At 46.6% G+C, this 21662-nt stretch carries 20 protein-coding genes; 4 read left to right on the forward strand and 16 right to left on the reverse strand.

The window, feature by feature from the left end; translation table 11 throughout:
• Window positions 1-44 precede the first annotated feature (44 nt).
• Window positions 45-1733: an AraC family transcriptional regulator gene (locus tag CRG97_RS18915; protein ID WP_098746221.1), complete on the forward strand. Its 1689-nt coding sequence runs from the start codon at window positions 45-47 to the stop codon at window positions 1731-1733.
• Window positions 1734-1908: 175 nt separating this feature from the next.
• Window positions 1909-3093, forward strand: coding sequence for an MFS transporter (locus CRG97_RS18920; RefSeq protein WP_098746223.1), 1185 nt, complete (start codon window positions 1909-1911; stop codon window positions 3091-3093).
• Window positions 3094-3184: 91 nt separating this feature from the next.
• On the opposite strand, the gene CRG97_RS18925 is transcribed toward CRG97_RS18920, so the two are convergent.
• The 9 genes from CRG97_RS18925 to CRG97_RS18965 all read right to left on the reverse strand — a co-directional run bounded on the left by CRG97_RS18925 (window position 3185) and on the right by CRG97_RS18965 (window position 9967).
• Complete coding sequence (locus CRG97_RS18925) at window positions 3185-4168, reverse strand: helix-turn-helix transcriptional regulator (RefSeq protein WP_098746225.1); 984 nt, start codon at window positions 4166-4168, stop codon at window positions 3185-3187.
• Window positions 4169-4243: 75 nt separating this feature from the next.
• Window positions 4244-4714, reverse strand: coding sequence for a hypothetical protein (locus tag CRG97_RS18930; protein WP_098746226.1), 471 nt, complete (start codon window positions 4712-4714; stop codon window positions 4244-4246).
• Between the two features lie 14 nt (window positions 4715-4728).
• A complete protein-coding gene (locus tag CRG97_RS18935; protein ID WP_098746228.1) occupies window positions 4729-5268 on the reverse strand; it encodes a thioredoxin domain-containing protein in 540 nt (179 codons plus the stop codon).
• Window positions 5269-5278: 10 nt separating this feature from the next.
• Window positions 5279-5809: a MauE/DoxX family redox-associated membrane protein gene (locus CRG97_RS18940; protein ID WP_098746230.1), complete on the reverse strand. Its 531-nt coding sequence runs from the start codon at window positions 5807-5809 to the stop codon at window positions 5279-5281.
• Window positions 5810-5831: 22 nt separating this feature from the next.
• A complete protein-coding gene (locus CRG97_RS18945; RefSeq protein WP_237566514.1) occupies window positions 5832-6467 on the reverse strand; it encodes a hypothetical protein in 636 nt (211 codons plus the stop codon).
• A gap of 236 nt (window positions 6468-6703) precedes the next feature.
• Complete coding sequence (locus tag CRG97_RS18950) at window positions 6704-7306, reverse strand: GNAT family N-acetyltransferase (RefSeq protein WP_098746234.1); 603 nt, start codon at window positions 7304-7306, stop codon at window positions 6704-6706.
• A 15-nt stretch (window positions 7307-7321) separates the two neighbouring features.
• Window positions 7322-7906: a DUF6320 domain-containing protein gene (locus CRG97_RS18955; protein WP_237566486.1), complete on the reverse strand. Its 585-nt coding sequence runs from the start codon at window positions 7904-7906 to the stop codon at window positions 7322-7324.
• Window positions 7907-7998: 92 nt separating this feature from the next.
• Entirely contained in the window at window positions 7999-9270 is a 1272-nt protein-coding gene (locus CRG97_RS18960; protein WP_098746238.1) for an alcohol acetyltransferase, read from the reverse strand.
• Between the two features lie 85 nt (window positions 9271-9355).
• The gene (locus tag CRG97_RS18965; RefSeq protein ID WP_202618965.1) at window positions 9356-9967 is read right to left on the reverse strand and encodes a YkoP family protein; all 612 of its coding nucleotides are present in this window, start codon (window positions 9965-9967) and stop codon (window positions 9356-9358) included.
• A gap of 599 nt (window positions 9968-10566) precedes the next feature.
• Here CRG97_RS18965 and CRG97_RS18970 point away from each other — a divergent pair.
• Window positions 10567-12957: a glycoside hydrolase family 18 protein gene (locus CRG97_RS18970; RefSeq protein WP_098746239.1), complete on the forward strand. Its 2391-nt coding sequence runs from the start codon at window positions 10567-10569 to the stop codon at window positions 12955-12957.
• A 304-nt stretch (window positions 12958-13261) separates the two neighbouring features.
• Here CRG97_RS18970 and CRG97_RS18975 read toward each other — a convergent pair whose 3' ends face one another.
• The 7 genes from CRG97_RS18975 to CRG97_RS19005 all read right to left on the reverse strand — a co-directional run bounded on the left by CRG97_RS18975 (window position 13262) and on the right by CRG97_RS19005 (window position 18980).
• On the reverse strand, window positions 13262-14725 hold the full coding sequence (locus tag CRG97_RS18975; RefSeq protein ID WP_098746241.1) for a chitinase: 1464 nt from the start codon (window positions 14723-14725) through the stop codon (window positions 13262-13264).
• A gap of 648 nt (window positions 14726-15373) precedes the next feature.
• Window positions 15374-16075: a YdcF family protein gene (locus CRG97_RS18980; protein ID WP_237566488.1), complete on the reverse strand. Its 702-nt coding sequence runs from the start codon at window positions 16073-16075 to the stop codon at window positions 15374-15376.
• Between the two features lie 73 nt (window positions 16076-16148).
• Window positions 16149-16691 carry a GNAT family N-acetyltransferase gene (locus CRG97_RS18985; protein WP_098746242.1) on the reverse strand — a complete coding sequence of 181 codons (543 nt, stop codon included), beginning with the start codon at window positions 16689-16691 and terminating at the stop codon, window positions 16149-16151.
• 61 nt (window positions 16692-16752) lie between these two features.
• Window positions 16753-17175 carry a hypothetical protein gene (locus tag CRG97_RS18990; RefSeq protein WP_098746244.1) on the reverse strand — a complete coding sequence of 141 codons (423 nt, stop codon included), beginning with the start codon at window positions 17173-17175 and terminating at the stop codon, window positions 16753-16755.
• 41 nt (window positions 17176-17216) lie between these two features.
• The gene (locus CRG97_RS18995) at window positions 17217-17795 is read right to left on the reverse strand and encodes a P-loop nucleotide/nucleoside kinase family protein (protein WP_098746246.1); all 579 of its coding nucleotides are present in this window, start codon (window positions 17793-17795) and stop codon (window positions 17217-17219) included.
• A gap of 40 nt (window positions 17796-17835) precedes the next feature.
• Window positions 17836-18351, reverse strand: coding sequence for a 2'-5' RNA ligase family protein (locus CRG97_RS19000; RefSeq protein ID WP_098746247.1), 516 nt, complete (start codon window positions 18349-18351; stop codon window positions 17836-17838).
• Between the two features lie 44 nt (window positions 18352-18395).
• Window positions 18396-18980 (reverse strand): DUF3267 domain-containing protein, encoded by a 585-nt coding sequence (locus CRG97_RS19005; RefSeq protein ID WP_098746249.1) that lies wholly within the window; start codon window positions 18978-18980, stop codon window positions 18396-18398.
• A gap of 346 nt (window positions 18981-19326) precedes the next feature.
• Between CRG97_RS19005 and CRG97_RS19010 the strand changes: the two genes are divergently transcribed.
• Entirely contained in the window at window positions 19327-21591 is a 2265-nt protein-coding gene (locus tag CRG97_RS19010; RefSeq protein ID WP_098746251.1) for a PQQ-dependent sugar dehydrogenase, read from the forward strand.
• Window positions 21592-21662 lie beyond the last annotated feature (71 nt).

A 21662-nucleotide genomic window follows, 5' to 3' on the forward strand; every position in this document is an offset into this window, starting at 1 on the left:
ATATTGATTATCATTATCATTAATATTATGGAGTTGTTGCCATCATGAAGGCGAATCCCTTTCAGATCCCCTATCGTTCCTTAACTTATCATTTAGTGGATGCGGATAGCCGAACGGAGTCCATCGGATGGACATCGGGTTGTTTGACGTCGAACTCCCATACCTTGTTGATCTTTGCCAAAGGTAAAGGCAGTCTGCATATCGATCAATATGTCCTCACGATTACGCCTGGCAAGTGTTATTTACTGTGTCCCGGCACCACTTATCAGGTTCATAACGGAACGGACAACGCCATTCAATACTCCACGCTTGCCTTCGCGGTCATTCAAGTCGGTGAACAGCAGCATACAACATACAAAGACGAACTCATTCCGGGGAAGTTTGAATTATGTGCGTATCCTAGTTCTCATTTGCTCCGGCTGATTGAATCGTTACATTCTAACGGTGAATATTCATCTAATATCCACTGGGTGCAGCAGCATGCCAAGTTTCACGAATTGCTCGTCTTTTTGCTTCAGCAAAATATTCAGGCAGACCGTGAACCAACCTCTGTGCAAGCCGTAGAGAGCGTTATTCAATATGTTGACGAGCACTACATGTATCCTGATCTGACGGTAAAACAACTGGCGGAGATGGCCGAATTATCGACCTGGCGTTTCACGCACATATTCCAGGAACGAACCGGGAAAAAACCTCTGCATTACTTAACCGACTTGCGCATTAATCGCGCCAAGGAACTTCTAGCGCAAAGGAATGAACCGCTGCGAAACATCGCCCAAGAGATTGGATACACGGATGAATACTACTTCAGCCGCCGTTTCCGCCAGATTACGGGGATGTCACCGAAGCAATTCGCCGAACGCATGGACGTCAGTAAACGCGTAAACGACTGGACCGGACATGAAGTCGATATTCCGTCGGTACCAAATCGCATTCTGTATTACGGCGAAACTTTCGGTGATCTGCTCGCGATCGGAATGCGGCCAATGGAAGGCAATTGCCTGACCAATACCCATAACCAGCAGGCTGATATTCAATATGCTCTTGATATAAGCCATCGGAAGAATTCGATTGAAACCATGGAATGGAAACCGGATTTGATCATTTTGGCCCATGCCGATGAAAAAGAATACCGATGGTTCTCAAAAATCGCCCCTACTGTCACATTCAATTCCTTCGCTCCTCTCGCCCATCGTTTGCATACGCTTGGCGATTGGCTTGGAAGAGCGCATGAGGCAGACCAATGGCTGAATTGGTATCGAACCAGGACGGATAACATGTGGAGGGAACTGCAGCAAGCCATGAAGCCTGGCGAAACCGCGTCCGTCTTCGTATATGACCATGGATCCCGTCTCTTCGTTATGGGAATGTCCGGTATGTCAACAGGTCTATATCACGCGCGTGGATTTCAACCGACGGAGCCTATTCGCAAGGTGCTGAACGACGGGTTGGGTTATAAGGAAATTTCGACTGAGGAGCTGCCCTTCTTCGCCGGTGACCGTATCTTTATTCTTATACCGGGCAATGCCGTATCCAGGCAAGCTGCGGAAGACATGATGCAGTCCTCGCTATGGGACAACCTGCCGGCTGTCCGGAACGGCCTTGTTCATGTGTTGGAGGCAGAACGCTGGAACTACGGAGATGCCCGAACGCTGGTAAAGCTTCTGAACCTGCTGCCTGAACTATTATTGTCTACGTCCACTTCTAAAAACCGCCTTATAGTTTCTCAATAAGCAATACATGGAAGTATACGAAAGCCATTCATCCTATCCCTTAAAATAATCCGTTCCGCCACAACTTCATCCGCCAGCAGGTAGCGAATAATCGCGAGTATACTTTAGGCTTATGAATAGCAATGTTCACAACGTAATGTTGCTTCAAATCGGAACGATAGGAGGAAACAATAGAATGGCTAGAATCCGGATCAGCATGTTCTTCAGCGTATTTGTCGCCATGGTCGGATTAATGATCATCGCTCCCGTTATGCCGCCCTTGATCAGAGAATTGGGATTAAGCGAGACGCATTCCGGCTTGATCATATCCCTGGGCTCCATCGCAATGGCCGTCATGGGACCGGTATGGGGAAATTTAAGTGATTCCAAGGGCAGGAAGCCTGTCATTGTATTTGGTTTTATCGGCATGTTCGTCAGTTATATGTTATTCACTGCGGTTATGTACCTGGGTCTTCATGATAGAATCTCCGGTGCGCTGCTTATCCTTCTGCTCATTGTTACTCGGGCTATGGTGGGTTTCTTTATTCCGGCTGTTCCCTCTTCAGCTCAGGCGTATATCGCCGATGTGACCGACGAGAAAGGGCGCTCCGCCGGAATGGCACTTCTTGGCTCGGCTAACGGCTTAGGCTTAGTATTGGGTCCTGCTATTGCCGGCGGGTTTGCGCTCATCAGCCTGATCGCCCCGCTGTATGCTGGCGCCCTTCTACCGGTAATCGCTGTGGTTGCTGTACTTTACCTTGTCCCTGCCACAAAACCGGTCATTCAGCAGAAGGCCCCCCGTGTGAATCCGTTCCAAAAAGGAGTTCGTCTTTATTTATTTGCGGGCCTGGCCACCATGCTGGGCATCATTACGGTGCAAGTCATCGGCGGGTTTTATTATCAGGATCAGCTCGATCTGACGACCCAGGAAACAGCCCGTATGATCTCCCTCAGTTTGATGATTAGCGGAGTCGCCATGATTGTCACGCAGGGCCTGCAGATGAAGAAACTCAAATGGCCGCCAAAAGCGATGATTCTGATCGGCGCTGTACTGCTTATGGCCAGTATGCTGCTGCTGCTCTTCACCGGAAGCTTGATAAGCTACTTCATCGCATTCTTCTTATTCGGTGTGGGCACCGGGTTGATGATGCCGGGATTTATGGCAGGCGCTTCGCTTGCGGTTAGCCGCGAGCAGCAAGGCGGCGTAGCCGGCCTGGTGTCTGCCGTTCAGGGCATTGCTGCCATGATCTCCCCGATTCTCAGCACGACCCTCTATCGAGTGGACAAACATCTCCCGTTTGCGCTGATCGGGATCATTGTCCTTCTGATGGCATTGGTTGTGCTTGGAACACGGGATCAGCCCTCTGCGAATGATGCTTGATTCGACGACTTAAACAAAATAAGGCGTCCCCAAACGGGGACGCCTTATTTCGATCACAAGAAAGTTAAACGAATTCGTGTAAATCTCTGTATCAGTAGTACTTCTTAACTTCAGAAGGGCTGACACCATAGGTTTGGCGAAATGTCTGCGAGAATGCACTCACATTGCGATAACCTACGGCCAAGGCTGCCTCGGTCACGTTAGCCTCCCCGCTATGCAATAATTCCATCGCCCGCTCCATCCTGACCTTCCGGATGAACCCATATACGGTTGTCCCGTAGCATTGCCTGAAGCCCATCTTAAGTTTATAATCATTCAGCCCAATTTCTCTGGCCAGCTCCAGCAACGAAGGCGGTGAAGCATATCTCGACTCCAGAATCCCATGAGCGAGGCATAGCTTGCGTACATCAGCCGCTGATAGCCCTTCAGGCAAGGATTCATGACCGAACAGCTGCTGGATCGTTCGATCCAGCAGTTCATAGGCTGTACCTTCAACAAGCAGCATGGATCGCATGGGCTGACAAACATCATGAATCAATCTCTTGATCAGTTCTTGTTCATAGGAGCTGAAAGACAAGTGGATTTTTTGAAATTCGGAAACATCCAGCAGCTGCCTGAAATGATTCTCTTCACGTCCTGCAGTCTGGGCCACCGCAAAATTAAACAGGGAGACAGGAACGCCAAGCGAGAAAGACTGATGCCGCTCTTGGTTCGGTAGCGCAAAGCGAACGTCAATATCCTCCATCAACAGCAGGGCGCTTGTCCCACGGTCCAGGGTGCGATCCTTTCCGCCAATATGGATATGCCGTTCTCCGCTAAAATTGAACTGAATCTCGATCATCGGCTCTTTCGATTGAAACCGGTTCGTAAACCGGCGATGATATTGATAATCCGAATAGCATATCTGTAGGCCGCTATAGGTCCGCAAGCGGTAGAAGCCACCTTCTCCCGCGGATGGAGCGAGCATATAGGCATTGCTGCCGGACTTTTGAATATTTAAAGTGGCAAAATAAGCATCATAGATCATCTGCAATGATTCCGAGCAGCTGGAAGCTGCCGAAAAATCCGGCTGCATACCGGGCACCTCCCACCTTGGATTACAATGTTGATTTCATCATGAATTGCATAAATCACATACCTTATTCTTCTATCAATACAGCTCCGTTGACCTGCATGCACAGATCACATACCGCCCATAGACTTGGGCTCCCTGATAACACCAATCTCGGCCGATATAAGGGTGCACATATTGCGAGATGCAATCCTGACACTTGGCTCGATGTCCTACTGGATCACTCGTATACCACCACCCGGAAGGATAAGGACATAGACCTTTGCAATCGTTAATCACCGTCTTGGGTGTGCAAATAATATAATCGGACGGACAGGAAGCATCTGCGCCGCAGCCCGAGCAATATTGTCCATGCGGAGGCCGGCAGGGCCCCGCAGCAAACGAGATTTTGACGATATCATCATCATCGGGCCGGACCAATACTTTGGCAAGCGTCTCGGCCGTTTTTTGCGCAAATTTATTCAGTAGCGACTTCCGATTCATCTTCCGGGTAACCCGGCTGATCAACACCTGCGTCTCTTCGTCCTTGTTCTCCGGCTTCCGCCACATACTCTCACCTCATCTTAAGAAGCCCTTGATGCTTTCGCGTACGCTTCAAGCTGTTCCCGACTGTTGACCAATCCCTTATGCCTGATAACGCCGTTCATATCCACCGCATAGGCATAGGGGGTGACCTGCACATCCAGATGATTCGCAAACTCCGAACTTACGATCAGCACCTCATCGTCATAAGCCATTTTTCGGACATAATCCGATGCTAAATCCGCGGACGAGAATAACAAAAGAATGGGTTTCACGTTATTCATCCTGGCGATCCGCCTAAAATCATGCAAAATATCGGCGCATTCCTTACACGTCGGCGATCCGAACAGCATGAGGGAAGGCGTGCCAATCAGCTCGCTCGTGGACCACTCGGCTCCTTGCAAGGTCGTCGTTGTGGCCCCGGGTATTTTTTTGCCGACCGGAATGCCGGACTGATTCACTCCTCTCGCGGTACCCATCACCATAATCCCCAACTGCCGGAACAGGACCAGATTCAGAATGACCAACGGTACGACCAGAATCCACAGCACGGTATATGAGATCCAGAAGAACGTGTTCATCGCGGCCTCCTTACAACCTTTTTATTCTCGAAACATAAGGTGCGGCAATCTCGCGGTATATTCGGATCGCATGCAGCGCATCCGGAACCCCTATGATGATAAACAACGATAGCAGCAGCATCATTCCCTCCATAAGTAGACCAGTAACTTCGAAAGAGTGACTATGCGTAAACCAGACAGGATGGCTGTAGGCCAACCCCATGAGACCCATCGCCAGATTGAACCCAATCAATGGAAAGCCAAGCTTGGAGTTGATCTGAGGTCCGAGGCAGCCACAGTCCACCCTTCCTTTTTTCCGGATGAAATAAGCGACACCCAAGCCCTGAACGAAATAGAGTAAAGAGATGCCCAGGAAGCTGAGCCGCGATGGAAAACAATATACCATGGTAACGGACAGGACTTGCAGCAGGGTGAGCAGAACATGCAGACGGGCACTTCCGGGGAAAAGATCCGGGTCACCGAATACACGGCTCCAGCCAAAGCTCACCACCGACAACAGCATGGGCAGAGTAACGGATATCGCGAGCAAAGCGTAATACATGGACCCGTATGCTCCTTTCTCTTCAGTAGCTGATGATCCAGATGATGGAACCAATAATCAGCAGCTTGGATACCGTTTGCCGCACGGCCGTGAGAAGCGTGAGGTTGCGTACCCTTTTTTCAAGCATACGGTACACGATGGATCGGATCAGCGGGAGGCTGAACACGGTACCGCGAACGACACCAAACGTTGCCCCTGCCAGCAGGCTCAGCCACCATGAAGCGGCGAACAAGGAGACCAGGATATAGGCGTGAAAGAGGACGCCCACCTGCAATGTGATAAAACCCAAGCCCAGAATCTGCCCCCATAATGCCGCGGAAAGGTACCCTGCGTGCTTGATCCATTCCGAGGGAACGATGAAATTTCCGGATGGGAGAATCCCTGTTTTCTGAATGAACTCTAAGCCCAGGAGTATGGCAAACAGCACGACAATAATATAGTTTTGATATAAACCAACAGGGGTTAATTTGAGCAAAAGATTGATGAACCCGATCGCCAGTCCCGTCATAGCGCCGCCCAGAGTACAGGACACGATATACACCAGCGCATATTTGGATTTACTGACCTTCGTGCCCTCCAGACTGCCTAACACATTCAGCCCACAGGTGGTGTCCACGCTGGCCACTGCAGCACCGACGGAAAATATAAAGAGCAACATCGACAGCAAGTCATGCCACCTCCCCACAATCCCTAGGAATGAACCCTTCACTTCTTCATCTTATGAGTGACAGCCTGTCGATTATTTACACAAAAATGCGATGGATATGCCCGCTACATGGCTATCTTATTGAGAAAAAAAGAAATCGTCCATGGACAATCTCCATAGACGGTTTTACCTGTAAGCCTTTTTGGTTTCTCGAAATGAGACGACGCAATCCAAACCCGCTCTTTCCCCTAACTGCGCGGTACGTACTTTCTCCATTCCATATAAATACGGTCGCTGAACCCTTTTTCCTTTGTATCATCCTCGGATTTGCGTTCAAATTCCCGAAACCCTAATTTCTGATATAACGATAGCGCGACCTGGTTGCTGTCGGTCACTTCCAGAACATAACGCTTGTATGGCAGCTCCTCCATGACATGCTTCATTAAAGCGGTGGAAACGCCTTTGCCGCGCGCTTTTGTGGTAGTTGCCACACATTCGATATAACCCGTCTCGTCATCATAGGGCAATGCCGGGTTAAATTCATTTTTCATGACATTATATGCAAGCTCCCCTGTCTTGTCTCCAAAAGCCTCCTGAAGCGGAGCTAATTCGACCAGCATGGCCCGCTGCCCATGATGGGAACAGGCTAAAATCCCGATCATGATTCCCTGGACCTCTGCTACATAAAATACCTCAGGACTGAAGAAACTCCGGAAGGCTTTCTTCAATGTGCTTCGGTCCTGGGTGAAATAGGACAATTCGTTATAATACCCATCGACAAACACTTCCGCCACTTCATCGCGAACGTCTCGTTCATAATCTGCCATTCTTCTAATCGTAATGGAGCACATGATGTTTACCTCCTGTCAAAAATGTAATCTGCGCTTCATATCCTTTCGAAATCCCTTATCTGCAATCAGGCACATCCCGCTAAACGTTAATAAGGAATATACGGCCGCCGCAACGGCTGTCCATAATACGTGCGACATGCCGATGGCATACAGCAATAAGGGCACAAACCCAAGCAAGATCAGGGTTAACAAGAAACCTGCGAACTCGCGCCAGCGCATTTTTTTGGTGCAGCATATTACGGTAATCAGAAGGGTTGCCGCCATCATCAGGAACGGAATGACGTAGCCGGTCGACCAGTAATTCGTACCCGCTACGACGTTGAGCCAAAGCAGCATGCCGGACAGCCCGAGCAGTTGCACAACGATTTTGCCGCCAAGGTGCGACTTGGACATCAAGGTATGTCTGATGAACAGCCATGCATAGAGCACGCAGGGCATGAGGTACAGACTCCACCATACTTCGTGATTTCCCAGAATATTTATAAGAACAGATAAGCCGATGACGGACACGGCAAAGAAGGTAAGCCACTTGAATAACAGACTGCTTGCACGCTGCTCCTCTACAGCCTCATAGACGGGGTACCAAGAATTATCTCCCACAGATGGTGCGTTGCCCTTACCTTGTAAATTTCTTCGGCATAAGGGACATGTTGCGTGCGCCGGGTCTACGGATACCCCACAGCTCTCACATCTCATGCACCCATCCCCCAATCGTTGCTGACGATCCTTATATCCAATCCGCTTAAGCTGGCAAGCTGACGAAAAAAGTGCCTGATCACATCGCTCTCAACGATATTCCTGGCAAAGGTGATGGTAAGCTGGTCATTGATCGAACTGACGGCACAGTTCATTGGACTCTTGGCCGTAGGATACATCGTGGTTTCCATCGACTCGATATGCGCAGCCATACTCGCAGGGATGTCGATTCGGCCCAGATTGGTGAGCGTAAGCGTTTTGGCCTCTTCTCCGTAATGGTCGAATCCATAACGAATCGCCAGATCCTTCAATTTCAGCGGCGTGAATCGGGATAACAGGTTCTTCTCGTATTTCATGCTGCTGGCCATCGCTTGGCTTAGATAAGACTTGGTCGTTTTCTCTTTCATCTGTGCATGCACGATGCCTTGTACATCATCCAATGTCATGCCTTCCTTCATCTGTACGCCAATGTTGATGACCGCAAAAAAATTTCGCAGGCTGCTGGAAGGGAAGATTTTTCGCAGGTTCACCGGCATGCTGATCACGATCGGCCGACTTCCTTTGTTGAAAGGCAACATGGTCTCATAAACCGCCATGATCAAAATCGCTGTCAGGTAAGCGGTGAGGGTCACTCCCTTCTGCTTGGCCGCCCCATTCAGGCGCGAGGCGTGAATCATGCCGTGGATGACGTTATGTCCATAAGGCGAGAATCGGGTACCGGGAATTTGCAGGGCCTCCGACATTCTGGATTCGGCCATGACTGAAGTATAATGAGCTTTAAAGCTGTCCTGTGCTTCGGCATAACGAGCAAATGAAGCGGGCGGCAGAATCAGACCTTCCTTGTCCTCCACGTGCTCACCGAGCAGATATAAATACTGGAACACCAAGGTTTTGAGAAACTCCAGAGCCCCACCGCCGTCTGTTAGCGCATGGAAAATCTCCACGCTGATCTTGTTGCCATGATATAAAATCCTCACCAAGCTTCCGTTCTCCGTCGAGAGGGCTGCAGGAGCACAGGGATAGGTGGATTCCGGTTCCACCATCAAACGGGTCTCCTTCTCCCGCAGAAATTTCCAGAACAGGCCATTTCTAAGCTCAACGTTCAATAGAGGGAATCTCTTAATTACGCTATCGAGCGCCTGTTGTAAAACCGATGGCTTCACGTGACTTGTCAGCATCATCGACAACCGGTAGGTTGATGAATTCTCCCTTCCCGCAACCGCGGGAAACAGCTTCCCGGCGTGGTCAAGTTTATACCATTCTTCCATCTGTTGCTCTCCTCATTTCTTGTCGAACTCCTATTTAGCAGTTTATAACTGGATTACCCTATGTACGTCGCAATGCCTCTTTTATTCAAGCTTCAACCGCAGCCGATACCAAGAGGGCATGCCCCTCTTCATGTGAAGGCCGCTTATCCGCCATTGAAAATCGCTTCATCAGCGATGAGCGTGTATGTATTAACATCATCGGAACGAGTAATTCGGTTCTTCGATCAATCCGGCTCTTGCCATCCGGGTGCATCACGGATAACAGCATTCGCAGGTAGGAAGTGGTCAGCTTCTGGAACAAATCCGGTTTCATCGCTTGATGCTCAAAACCAAGCCCGTGCGTTAATCCACGGTGCAGTAGCGTAATTCCGATCAATGCGCTGACCTCGCTGAACTCCGACTGACCTTCATATGCACGGCTAATCTGCAGCATGGACTTTCTGGCAAGTCTTGCTATTTTCAGAGCCGCACGATCTGGCCCTTCCGATCGGATGAGTTTCAGAATCGTTTCATTATCCAAATGTAACTCGCCTACCAGATCTCCATTCTGAATGACCGTCGAGTCCTCGCAGACGATGCACTCGCCTCGATGCTTCTTAATCATGACCGTGCATATGCCAAAGCGCGAGATATGCGAGCTGCGGAACCTGGAAATGAAGCTGAAGATACGTTCCCACATCATCCAGGAACTTTGCATGACGGTTTTAAGTAATTTTCGCAGCAGTTGGAACACCCCACTATATATTTGATTGAATATTTGATTGAATATTTCATTCCATGATTCTCCAGTAAAATTCCGTTAATCTCATCATAAAGGAGATCTGCACAGGTTCACACCGTCTCAGGTTCAGAGTTGCCCTCGGTCTCAAGACGGAGATGCGGATCAAAAAAAGTTGCTGGCTTATGATGTTGTATCCAAACCAAAATAACCTTTGGTCTGCACCAAAGGTTGCTTCACGAAAATTATTTGAATAGTACGGTAAGCTCGTTGCCCTGGGGAAAAGCCACCAGCCTTCATCTGTCTTTGCGTTTGGACCCGAGCTGAATCGTCAAATCCTATCCAATCCGAACTTTTTCGAGATGAGCACAGCTCTTGTTAAAATACCCAAAGACATGCCCCTATTCCAAAATAATAACCTGACACACACCTAATATCGGTTCTAATCGATTTTTTTCGTAATATTAAAAAGTAAGCGCTTCATATTTACGCAAATGTATACTCTTAGGATAAGCAAGCCATTGTAACTGCCGTAGAGTCCATTAGGTTTACATCAAACTGACAAGGATGTGACTACGATGATGCTTTCACATTTACGTAGGTGCGGGCTTTTGTTTCTGGCGGCAGTATTCATCTCAGCAATCTGGGTTCCACTCCCCCATGCCAAGGCAGCAGCGTTAATTACAATCGATTCCCATCAGGCTGGGCAAACGCTTCAACCAGGTGTGTCTGAGTTATTCGGGACCTACAATGGTGTGTATGAGCTTCAACTCATCGTAAACGGAGAGTTTGTAACGGATGTTCAGATGGATGATCCCAATGGTGATGACAGCGGGACCTGGTCCTACAAGCTCGACACGAGTCAATTGGACGGTTCAGTCGAAATGGTGCTGAAAGCAAATGACGCGGTTACGCGTTATGGCATCTGGTCTCCTTGGATTCACCTGAACATCGATAATCCCGAAGCTCATATTCCAGAAGTGGAGATTACCAGCCCTATTGAGTATACTTTGCAGCGCAACAAAATGGATATTAACATATCCGCAGCAGGTAAAAATCCGATATCACTGGTTGAGCTCCGCATCGATGGTGGAAAATGGCTGCAGGTCTCCCCTGCCAAAAACGGCTACAAATATACATTCGATTCGCGTCAATCCCCGCTACGGGTTCACAGCCTGGAAGCCAGAGCAACCGATTCTTATGGCAATATAGGCTATAGCCTAACGGTCTATGCAAGAACAGGGGGGCAGCCCTGGGTAAACCAAGGAAAACATCCCGCGACGGTTACAGATGCCGTATATATGGACCTCATCCACCCAACTCCCGTTAACGTAATTGAAGAAGTATACAATCCCTCCGCGACGAACCCTGAAACGGTAACTAGCAGCACCTATAACTCAGAACCGCTGACGGATCAAGATCGTGCGATCTGGATCTGGGAAAATGCCTCCTACCCTCTCGTTCTGAATCCGAACTCCCGCGTTGTCCTCTCGTCCATGGCAAAGGATACCACAACCTTTGATCAACGTCCGATTACGACGCTTTATTTGGCTGTAGGTCAATATAACGGAACCAAAATGCTGGAGGATCATCGAAGTAAGGTTCAACAATTCATCGAGTGGGCACACGCCGAGGGTTTTCGGGTTCAAGCGTTGATCGCCGGTGGTACCACACCACCTTACTTCGGAGCCTATAGTCGATATCAGACTCATGCCGTAAGGGAATTTGAGCAGATATTGAATTACAATTTGGCCTCAGTCGAGTCTGCTCGTTTTGATGGCGTGAACTTGGATACAGAGCCGTATATCCTGCCGGATTTCAAAACAGCAAAGCCTTCCGTCCAGATTCAGTACCTGGATATGCTGCAGCTGCTAATGAAACGTAAGCAGGCATCGGGACTCGCCTTGTCAGTCGGCGCGGCGATTCCAAGATGGTACGACACTTCGGCCGACGCCAGCAATATTACATGGAACGGAAAGACGAAATGGCTGTCTGAGCATATCCAGGACACGGCCGATTATATCTCGATTATGAATTATCGCGATCAGGCGGAAGGCAGTGCCGGCATTATCGCGCAAGCGCTAAATGAGCTGGCCTATGCAAATGCGATCGGAAAGCCGAAGTCAGTTGTGATCGGAGTCGAGACGAAAGACATCGCGGATGGCGGGGATCCGGAAACCATCAGCTTCCATGAAGAAGGGCGAACTTATATGGAGCAGGAGTTAAACAAGGTGTATGACGCTTTTCTGAACGATTCGGCGTTTGGAGGCATTGCTCTCCATCATTACTCCTCGATCGTTGATTTTCCAAGCGAATGGGGACCTGGCGGCTACGCATGGCAGCCTCCCGCTGACAATGAACCGCCAAGCACGGTTAGCGGGACAACTGCGGTCACGTTTGATTTTCAACGCATCAATATAACTTACAATATGGCGATGGATAACATGGCCGTGAATGCATATCGGATCTACCGCGGGACCGAAGCCGACTTTGAGATCGGGCCCGCTACTTACGCCGGAACCTCTAAAGGACTTTCTTACAAAGACACCGGACTGCTGCCAAGCACCACCTATTATTATAAAATCACGGCGGTCGATATCAGCGGCAATGAAGGAGCTCCTAGCCCGACTGCTTCAGCAACAACGGCACCATCCGCCATGAAACCCATGGTCATTGATCAGATGACCATCACCTATTCTAATGGTGCCGCCAGAGTAACCATGCAGATGGTCGATATAGAAACAAGGCTGCCTGTTACGGCCAAGATCAGCGGACGATTTACCCATATGGCAGGCAAATATGTTAATGCCGTGACAAATGCGGAAGGCGTGTTCCAATCGCAATCCGAGCTCATCTCCGTATCCCGAGGCGAGATCGGTTTCCTGCCGCGGCGCATCATGGCGGACTCCTATTACTGGGCCAGTGCTTATGACCAACTCCCGTACCCAACGGTGATATGGGAGCCTTGAGGCTCATTTTGATTGAAAATGCAATGGAGATTAAAATCACTCTTCGCGAGACAGCACTACGCATGCGGATCATGCTTCCGATCCCTGTTGCCCCCAGATTTCTTATTATCCCATTTCAAGGTTGAAATCCGGGGACAAAGGGGACCGCTTTCGCTTCTACAGCATGATTCCGCCATCTCCGTTGGAGTTTGGAAACCAAACAGAAACCTCTCTATGATAATGGAGGTTTTATACCACCACATATCAAAGAGAGGTTTCCTTATTTTCAAAAAATTCTACTTAAGTTGTACAAATATCATGAATGTTAAGGCAGCGTGTTCAAAAATGGTCTCACCGTTTTGGCAAGCGTGTAATTCGTGGTCGCATCCCAGTTAATGGACCAAGTCATTGCTCCCCGTATATCAGGGTATTTAGCAACGGGCTTATAACTTCCACAGCTGTTTCCAGTTGCTAGACAATTCAGGGCATTATTTACGACCATTGGAGAAACATATCCGCCTCCAGCTGCTGAAGAGGTAGCAGGTACTCCCAATCCCAATTGGGAAGGTGATACCCACTGCAGCGTTAAGTCCGAAAGAGCCGTAAGGAAATCAACAGTGCCTTGGGAATAGCACTTTCCGTCACGACCTAGCATGCACCCCGAATTATAATACTGGACGTTAATTACGGTTGTAATATCCTTTAGATTGTTATAAAGCTGCATATAGGAGGTGTTTGGATTCTGCATGTCTATCGTTTGGGGAGCCATCGTCAGAACAAAATCATTTCCTACTTTTTGTTTCAGTTGACGGATCGCATTGGTTAAATTAGGTACATTCATGCCATGCTCCAGATCAATGTCTATCCCATCAAGCCCAAATTGAGTAATGATTCCGTACATGCTGTTCACAAAGTTCGCTACATTCGGGGAAGGATTATTCAAATTAATGTTCCCCATTTCCCCTCCAACGGATATAATGACCTTCTTGCCTTGAGCACGTTTAGCCTGAATATCCGCGATCAGTTCAGCATTTGTGTACCCACCGAGAGCAGCGGATAGTGCAGAATCTACAGTGAAAGTGACACCACCAGGGTTAGCAGGGTCCATCTCGGCAAACGCTAACACAATGATGTCGTACTGATCCGGTATATCTCTCACTTTCAATTTGCTGGCACCATTGACAAAGTTCTGCCAGTACCCTGTCAATATATGCTTCGTCGGCTGGGGACCTCCGCCTGGTCCTTCTGTAGTTGTTGCATTCACGGTCGCACTGGCAGGGGAAAGATTCCCGGCAGCATCCTTAGCAATGACCTTAAAAGAATATGTCGTTTTCGGTGAAAGGCCCGTTATTGTCGCTGTCGTACCGGTAACAGAAATGGCAAGGAATGTGCCTTGGTATACATCATATCCTGTCACGCCTACATTGTCCGTAGATGCTTGCCAGGATAAAGAAACGCTAGAAGAGGTGACTGCGCTTACAATTACATTCGTAGGAGTTGTCGGAGCTACAGTATCATTGCCTCCACCACCTTGAACAAACTGCCACAATGCAGGAACATTAGGCGGTTCCCACCCGGGTAATGAGGTATGAGGTTGAATAGCTTTATACGCTTTCCCATCGTATGTCACGTTGTCGTTTACGGCGTAAGACACATTGGGTGCCCAAGCACCTCGTTCTGCTGCAGACACCTCAAGGGGAAAAAAGTTCAACACCATTGACACGACGACCAATAAAGGCAACATCAGCACTCTCGATTTGTCCAGCACTCTGGATAAACCCTTTTTCATCCATTAATCCCTCCTCAATAATTGATAATTTAGCCTATCTAGATGTAAGACGACATCACCTCCTTTATAAATTTCATGATCTTGATAAGTTCTCTAAAACCAAGTCGATGCATCTTATTTACTCAATTTTGATTCATTTACATATTTCGTAAGTTGATTCATATGCTCAAAATTTACTTTATATGTTAAATATTATAAATAGCTCTGGAGGATCAATTTAGTCTATGTAAGAAGATTTTCAAACAAGATGCGCCCGGGCCTAGGCCTGGGCGTATGGCTGCTTCCCTATTTTGCAAGATAAAAATAACCGTCCTCCTTGAAGTGTGTTCAAGGAGGACGGCCGCTTCGATCATTGTATGCAATGGTGAAAAAAAACCAACTCTTCGTGAAGCAGCACTACGTATGCGGATCATGCTTTCGATCCCTGTTGTTCCCAGATTTCTTATTGTACTTCTCCAAGGTTGAAATCCGGGTGCAAAGGGGACCGCTCCGCTTCTCCAGGATGATTCCGCCTACTCCGTTGGAGTTTGCAAGACCCTCAAATGCGATATCACAAATAAGTAGCTTACTTATCGAACATGCTTCAAGACAGCAGGTTTGAACCCCATAGTTAAAAACTGGATATACTCAGCGAAATCCTGATAATTTTCAAATTTCAATATCCGCATCAACAAAATATCGGCCCCTTACCCCGCCAATCACTTTGTTAAGCTCACTCAGTACACGCTTCTCTTCGATAGGATCGGTCCACCAATTGTCGCGCCTCCCTTGAGAACGATGGTCCGGGCACCACACATACTCATACCAAGGAGGCATAAAGGTCCTGAGCATCAGCTGGCATCGGCGCATATGACCAGGTGCACTGACGAGCATGAGTCGATGGATTCGTTGTAACCCTAATGCCCGATCAAGCACGGTTAGGTAGGCCATAATGTTTTCCTTCGTATGATTGGACATCGTTTCAATAAAAATGGATTCTGCCGGAACACCCAATTCTATCGCTTCATCCCGCATCATGACTGCCTCGGGCTGCTCCCACTCGCCAAATCGGTCTCCACCCGTGAATAATAGATAGGGGGCGCGTCCGCTTTTGTATAATTCAACCGCTTTCCATACTCGGTCTAGGTTTTTTCCGCCAAACACAAAGATACAATCTCCGGACTCAGTACCATCATCCACTTCCGTTTCCGCTCCGAATACCACCGTTGTGATCTGTTCTCTCGTTAATGTCTCCGGATTCATCTGTGAGATCAACAATAAGAACGCCTCCCGTTTATCATGTTCATCAAAATTCAAACCAAGGTCTTGATCGACTCCCGTATCAATATAATTGCAATAGCTTTGCAGCATCTGGAGCCCTTCATGTTTCATAAATTTGGACTGAACGGCAGTATCGTCCGTTAGGGAACTCTATTACTTTAACCTAATCTACTGATTTAACACGCTTTGCCATAATAATATCCGGTTTTCCTATTCCATTCGCATCTGGTATAACGCCGACGATTGCAAAACCTAGCTTTCTATAAAAGTTCGCTGGGTGATCTAGACTTTCAAAATTGGTTAGGTACTCCGGAATACTATTATACAAATTCACATTAGCTAAACTCGTTTGACTATACTCATCATCCGTACCTAATATGATGGTTATACCTCCGCGTTGGTAGACCTGACGTTCAAAATCAATCACTAATGACTTGCCGAAGCCTCGCATTCTACTATCTTTTCTAATAACTAATGGATGCAGTTCCCACACATTCCCGTCATACTGACTTCTCCCGCCAATCCACCCGATAACTTCTTCATCCCCATTAACTATTACTCTACTAATAGAATCATCACTAAGGGATTCCAAAACTTCACGTATGGCAGAATCTATTGTGGGCCATGCTTCAAAACTCTCATGCAGTAGCCTAGCAGTTTGATATATCTTTTCTGTGTCCTTTTCTAACAAATCCATTATGATCATGCATGTATTCCCTCCATTCTTTAGGTTCCATAACTCCTTCCTTTCCTCGATTACAGCGATATTATTTCGCTCGTAGATTTAAAACCCACTTATGTTTCTCAGATGTCTTCGAGGCTTCAAATATCAGCCCGTCCATGGTCAACTTACCCAGGCTCCATTTTAATCTGGATGCTTGTACTTGTTGATCTGTTGACTGCAAATTTATTGGATGATCTGGAATCTCCATCTCAATCTCATGATTATTTATGATTCTGACCTTGGATATATGAGAAGAAATGACTGGAAGTCCACTTCCATATATCATGTAGAGACCATATTTTTGATTATTTTCTTCATAAAAATACACACCCGTTCCTCTTGCATCCCACTCCCGATTTACAATGGTTGTCCATATTTCATATTCATTCTTCATCCATTGATTAACATGAAATAATAAAAACATGGATAGGACCACTGCAAGGACAAGTAATAGTTGTTTTTTCATAGGCTACTCCACATTATTAAATAGGGAACATACTTCATATATCACGACTTGTGTTTTATCTTCGCGATCCTCTGCTTTTCACCCTCGATGTATTCATATACTTTTGAAATCTCTTCTTCGTAGTTTTCTTTAATTTCAAAATAAGGGACAGCAGAAGCTAAACACTTTTCACGGAAAGCATCATGCACTTGTATATAATCAGTAACGTTTCCCTCTTCAGGATACATGCGTGTTTCGATAGCATTTCGATGTTGAATGATGCTGGATTGGAAGTTTTGCTGAATATACGTGGTTGAGAACCCCAAGAATACCGGTATTATGTACACTGAGTAGGATGGCTCGATATCCTGAAGATGGTGAGGCAGGATGTAGCAGCCCTCGATGATTAGATTCTGATTATTCTCGATGTTCGTCTTGATGATCCCCTTGAGGATCGGCCATAATTTTTCACCGATAAACTCTGTTGAATCCAGGGGGGTGAAGCCACAGTTCATATCCGCTCTGTATAATCCCATTTTCAAATGGTCGATCGAAAGATATGGAACGTGATACCTCTCCAGCAATTGTTGTGCCATATAGGTCTTACCCGTGCAGCTATTCCCGCTGATTAGTATGATCATGTTCGTTACGTTCTCCTTTAATGGCATAGGTATCAACTCGTTAGGCAAAAATCAGCTCTTTTTTATATTTCTCTTGATTATTCGTTCTGCAGAACAAGCTGATATGGGTTGCTTGAAATTCTTGAACTGAGCTAACATACAACTCCAGCTCCTTCTTCATTTCGATGATCGAGTCAGAAACAACAGATTTTCGAGCAACCGTGATATGCGGTTTGTATCGTTCTAACTCAAAACATTTCATGATTTGTTCCTGATTGGGGTTAAATATCGATACAAGTCTCTTATGTAGTTCTATTAACTCATGGGATTTCACTTCTAAATAAAGGACATCCATATTCCCGAAATATTTCGGGGCTCCCACACGTATTGGAAAATCACCAAATTTCGAAATCACCTTTTGACACGGCGGCAGCCACCCTATATCTTCCGTTAGTCCACATGATGCTTTTACCGTGATGTGGGGTCCGGAACTTTGATGACCGTTATACTTGTCTCTTAATTTCATAATTTTATCGTGAATATCCATGGGTGGGACAATTCCGAAGTAATACTCCAATGAAGCTACACCTCGCTTCTAAGCTATTGCAGTCCATGAAGATATTACTGCAAACGGTAGTATCCTCTACAAAATATACTATTCTTAGGTTTAATAAGAATTAAAAAAGAATTTATGATATCAGAAGATGATATGACCATGTTAAACCAACAAATATATAACATGATTGATTTCATAAATCCGTTCATAAATATTGAAGCAAAAGCTGGAACTATAGACAACATCATAAGCGGAAGACTCATGAATAACCAAAACCTCTTTTTAGATAGGGGAGTATCTGTATTAAGCCAAAAAAATATGCCGCTAAAAGTCAAACTTATATCACCAAGCTTATAGATAACTATAATGTGAAAGAACTCATGTATCACGAATATACAAGCACTAAATAGGATTAATGTTATATAAAATACAACACTATTACTGGTACTGATACTTACTTGATTGGTTGCCGTGATCAATTGTGAGATTACATCATAGCCAAAAACAAGTCCAGGCGCTAATGCAATACTTATCATTAACAAATATACAAACTTCATATAATGTGTTCGGAACCAAGGCTTTCGAATAAAAGGAATCCATGAAGAAAAATCAAGATCTGTTGCAGGAAGATTTTTAAACCATAAAATCATGTGTTAATTTCGCTCCTTTTCCAATTCAATCGATACCTCTTTGATGTACGACCACTACATCGTTCCCGTTAAGGATCATCCATCATATGTTCTTGTATCGGGGCTTCTTCCATGATTATACATCTGTCCACAAGAAGGCGACAGCCAGAAATTACAGAAGAAATTAACTTCTCTTCTCAGAAACATTACATTTGGATTTTATTCAAAAAAGGAAACCCTTTTTTATCCAAATGTGGTAAAGTAGAAAACGAAAGTATAAGCGGTTTAATTTTTAGAAAGGAGGATTTCATTGTTTGTCACAGCCTTCCCCTGTTGTCATTCCAAAAATTAAAAAGGAAGTGTCGCGATGATCACACGAAGCAAAATGATGGTCTTAAGTCTCTGCATTTGTATGTTGATCACATTATTTCCTACATCGGGCTTTGCTGAAGCAGAGGTTGAGGAAGAAACGGCAGCTGCTGCTGTGCCGAGTCCGTGGAAGCAACAAAATATCGGTTCACCGTCGGTGAAGGGCAATGCTTCTTATGATCCAACTGCTGATCAATTTTCCGTAAGCGGTGCGGGCAAGGACATCTGGGGTAAATCAGATCAGTTCAATTATGTGTACCAGCCCTGGACGGGAGACGGTGCAATTATCGCCCTTGTCTCTTCTCAAACCAATTCACACGAATTCGCGAAGGCCGGTATCATGATTAGGGAAACGCTGAATGCTGATTCCAAGCATGTCGATTTGCTGTTGACGCCTTCGAACGGGTTCACATTCCAGTACCGGGACGAAACAGGCGGAACTTCCCAAAGCGAGAAAATTGCTTCGACGAGTCCAGCCTGGATAAAGCTGGAACGTAAAGGCAACGTCATCAAAGGATATGTATCCAACAACGGCTTGAACTGGGGAGATTTAGGCAATGTGACTCTAAACATGAATGCCTCGTTGTATGTAGGATTGGCTGTCAGCAGCCATAATGAGTCTAAATTAAGCACGGCTATTTTTGACAAGGTGAAGGTAAATGCGTCAGGAGATGTATACCCGCCTACCGAACCGACCCACTTGCAAGCAACCAGTGTAACCGATACAACGGCAAGCATATCCTGGACTGCATCATTGGATGATGTTGGCGTGAAGGATTATGACGTGTATAAAGACGATGTGTTGGCGCAAGCGAATGTAACGGATACTTCCTACACCTTTACCGGCTTAACCCCGAATACCACATATAATTTCACGGTCAGGGCAAGAGATACAGCAGGGAATATTTCCAATGCCAGCAGTCCTCTCACCGTGAAAACGACGAACCAAACCGATTCTCAGGCACCGACTGCCCCGACAGAACTTGAAAGCTCAAGCAAAACATCTTCATCAGTCCATTTGACCTGGACGGCATCAACAGATGACGTAGGCGTGTACGAGTACGATATTTATAGAAACGGCTCATTAGCAGGCAGCACGTCTGCCACATCCTTCAAGGTAACAGGACTTACGGCAAATACCACATACAGCTTCACCGTTAAAGCCAGGGATTTAGCAGGAAATATATCTGAGGCTAGCCAGGCGTTGTCGGTTAAAACGAACCCTGCCTCTTCCGATCCATATACACCAGAGGTTGTCGCTAACAACTTGGAAACGCCATGGGCTATCGATTTCGCACCGGATGGACGGATTTTCTTCACGGAACGCAACAGCGGCAGAGTTCGTGTCGTTGAGAACGGGAATTTGAAATCAACGCCGGTCATTACGCTCAGTTCTCCTTTTTATTATATGCCTAAGAGTGAAGGCGGCTTATTGGGACTGGCGCTTGATCCTAATTTTGCCACCAATCATTACCTGTATATCTATCATTCCTACAAAACATCCGACAACAAAGTAGCCAACAGGGTAGTTCGTCTTAAAGAGAATAATAACAAAGCTACAATTGACAAGGTACTGATCACTAATCTTCCTGGTGCGGTCTATCACAATGGCGGCCGCTTGAAAATAGGCCCGGACAACAAACTGTATTTCGGTGACGGCAACTACGGAAATAAAGATGATACACTCTCTTACCTCGGAGGGAAGATATTCCGCCTGAATTTGGATGGTACCATTCCTGCCGACAATCCATTTGGGGCCTCTTCTCCGATTTATAGCCGTGGACACCGGAACCCTCAAGGATTAGCATGGCAGCCTGGAACGAACCGTCTCTTTGAATCGGAGCATGGTGAATCCTCCAAGGACGAAATCAACTTCATAGAGCCCGGTAACAATTACGGCTGGCCTAAATATGACGGCGGAAATCAGAATCAAACGGGTATAACGCCCCCACTGATTTATGCAAGCGGTACAACTTGGGCTCCCTCTGGCATAACCTTTGTGACTCAAGGGCCATGGGCAGGCAATCTTCTTGTTACCAACTTAAAAGGTAAGCAGATCATCCGCATGGTCATTGGAGAGCAGAACGGGAAGCCGACGATCAACAGTAGTGATCTTAATTATCTGTTTGTTAATAAATACGGCCGCATTCGCGACATTGTCGAAGCACCGGACGGTTCGCTTTATTTCGTTACCAGTAATAATGGCGACAAAAATGGTGACGGCTCTCCGGATAAACTTGTTCGATTGGTTCCTAACTTCTAGGGAATTTGAATCATGTTAATAGCTATAAACCAGCGCGTGCCGATACCACATTGGCACACGCTGGTTTAAGT

The organism is Paenibacillus sp. EZ-K15 (assembly GCF_002573715.1).
Taxonomy (GTDB): Bacteria; Bacillota; Bacilli; order Paenibacillales; family Paenibacillaceae; genus Paenibacillus_AQ.

Excerpts from the sequence above, each read along its gene's own strand:
- CRG97_RS18925 (WP_098746225.1), bottom strand. The coding sequence starts at position 4,168 with ATGCAGCCGGATTTTTCGGCAGCTTCCAGCTGCTCGGAATCATTGCAG.
- CRG97_RS18995 (WP_098746246.1), bottom strand. The coding sequence starts at position 17,795 with ATGATCATACTAATCAGCGGGAATAGCTGCACGGGTAAGACCTATATG.
- CRG97_RS18970 (WP_098746239.1), top strand. The coding sequence starts at position 10,567 with ATGATGCTTTCACATTTACGTAGGTGCGGGCTTTTGTTTCTGGCGGCA.
- CRG97_RS18975 (WP_098746241.1), bottom strand. The coding sequence starts at position 14,725 with ATGAAAAAGGGTTTATCCAGAGTGCTGGACAAATCGAGAGTGCTGATG.
- CRG97_RS18965 (WP_202618965.1), bottom strand. The coding sequence starts at position 9,967 with ATGCAAAGTTCCTGGATGATGTGGGAACGTATCTTCAGCTTCATTTCC.
- CRG97_RS18950 (WP_098746234.1), bottom strand. The coding sequence starts at position 7,306 with ATGTGCTCCATTACGATTAGAAGAATGGCAGATTATGAACGAGACGTT.
- CRG97_RS18920 (WP_098746223.1), top strand. The coding sequence starts at position 1,909 with ATGGCTAGAATCCGGATCAGCATGTTCTTCAGCGTATTTGTCGCCATG.
- CRG97_RS18990 (WP_098746244.1), bottom strand. The coding sequence starts at position 17,175 with ATGAAAAAACAACTATTACTTGTCCTTGCAGTGGTCCTATCCATGTTT.
- CRG97_RS18915 (WP_098746221.1), top strand. The coding sequence starts at position 45 with ATGAAGGCGAATCCCTTTCAGATCCCCTATCGTTCCTTAACTTATCAT.
- CRG97_RS18935 (WP_098746228.1), bottom strand. The coding sequence starts at position 5,268 with ATGAACACGTTCTTCTGGATCTCATATACCGTGCTGTGGATTCTGGTC.
- CRG97_RS19010 (WP_098746251.1), top strand. The coding sequence starts at position 19,327 with ATGATCACACGAAGCAAAATGATGGTCTTAAGTCTCTGCATTTGTATG.
- CRG97_RS18960 (WP_098746238.1), bottom strand. The coding sequence starts at position 9,270 with ATGGAAGAATGGTATAAACTTGACCACGCCGGGAAGCTGTTTCCCGCG.
- CRG97_RS18945 (WP_237566514.1), bottom strand. The coding sequence starts at position 6,467 with ATGTTGCTCTTTATATTTTCCGTCGGTGCTGCAGTGGCCAGCGTGGAC.
- CRG97_RS18985 (WP_098746242.1), bottom strand. The coding sequence starts at position 16,691 with ATGATCATAATGGATTTGTTAGAAAAGGACACAGAAAAGATATATCAA.
- CRG97_RS18930 (WP_098746226.1), bottom strand. The coding sequence starts at position 4,714 with ATGTGGCGGAAGCCGGAGAACAAGGACGAAGAGACGCAGGTGTTGATC.
- CRG97_RS18940 (WP_098746230.1), bottom strand. The coding sequence starts at position 5,809 with ATGTATTACGCTTTGCTCGCGATATCCGTTACTCTGCCCATGCTGTTG.
- CRG97_RS18980 (WP_237566488.1), bottom strand. The coding sequence starts at position 16,075 with ATGCTGCAAAGCTATTGCAATTATATTGATACGGGAGTCGATCAAGAC.
- CRG97_RS19005 (WP_098746249.1), bottom strand. The coding sequence starts at position 18,980 with ATGATTTTATGGTTTAAAAATCTTCCTGCAACAGATCTTGATTTTTCT.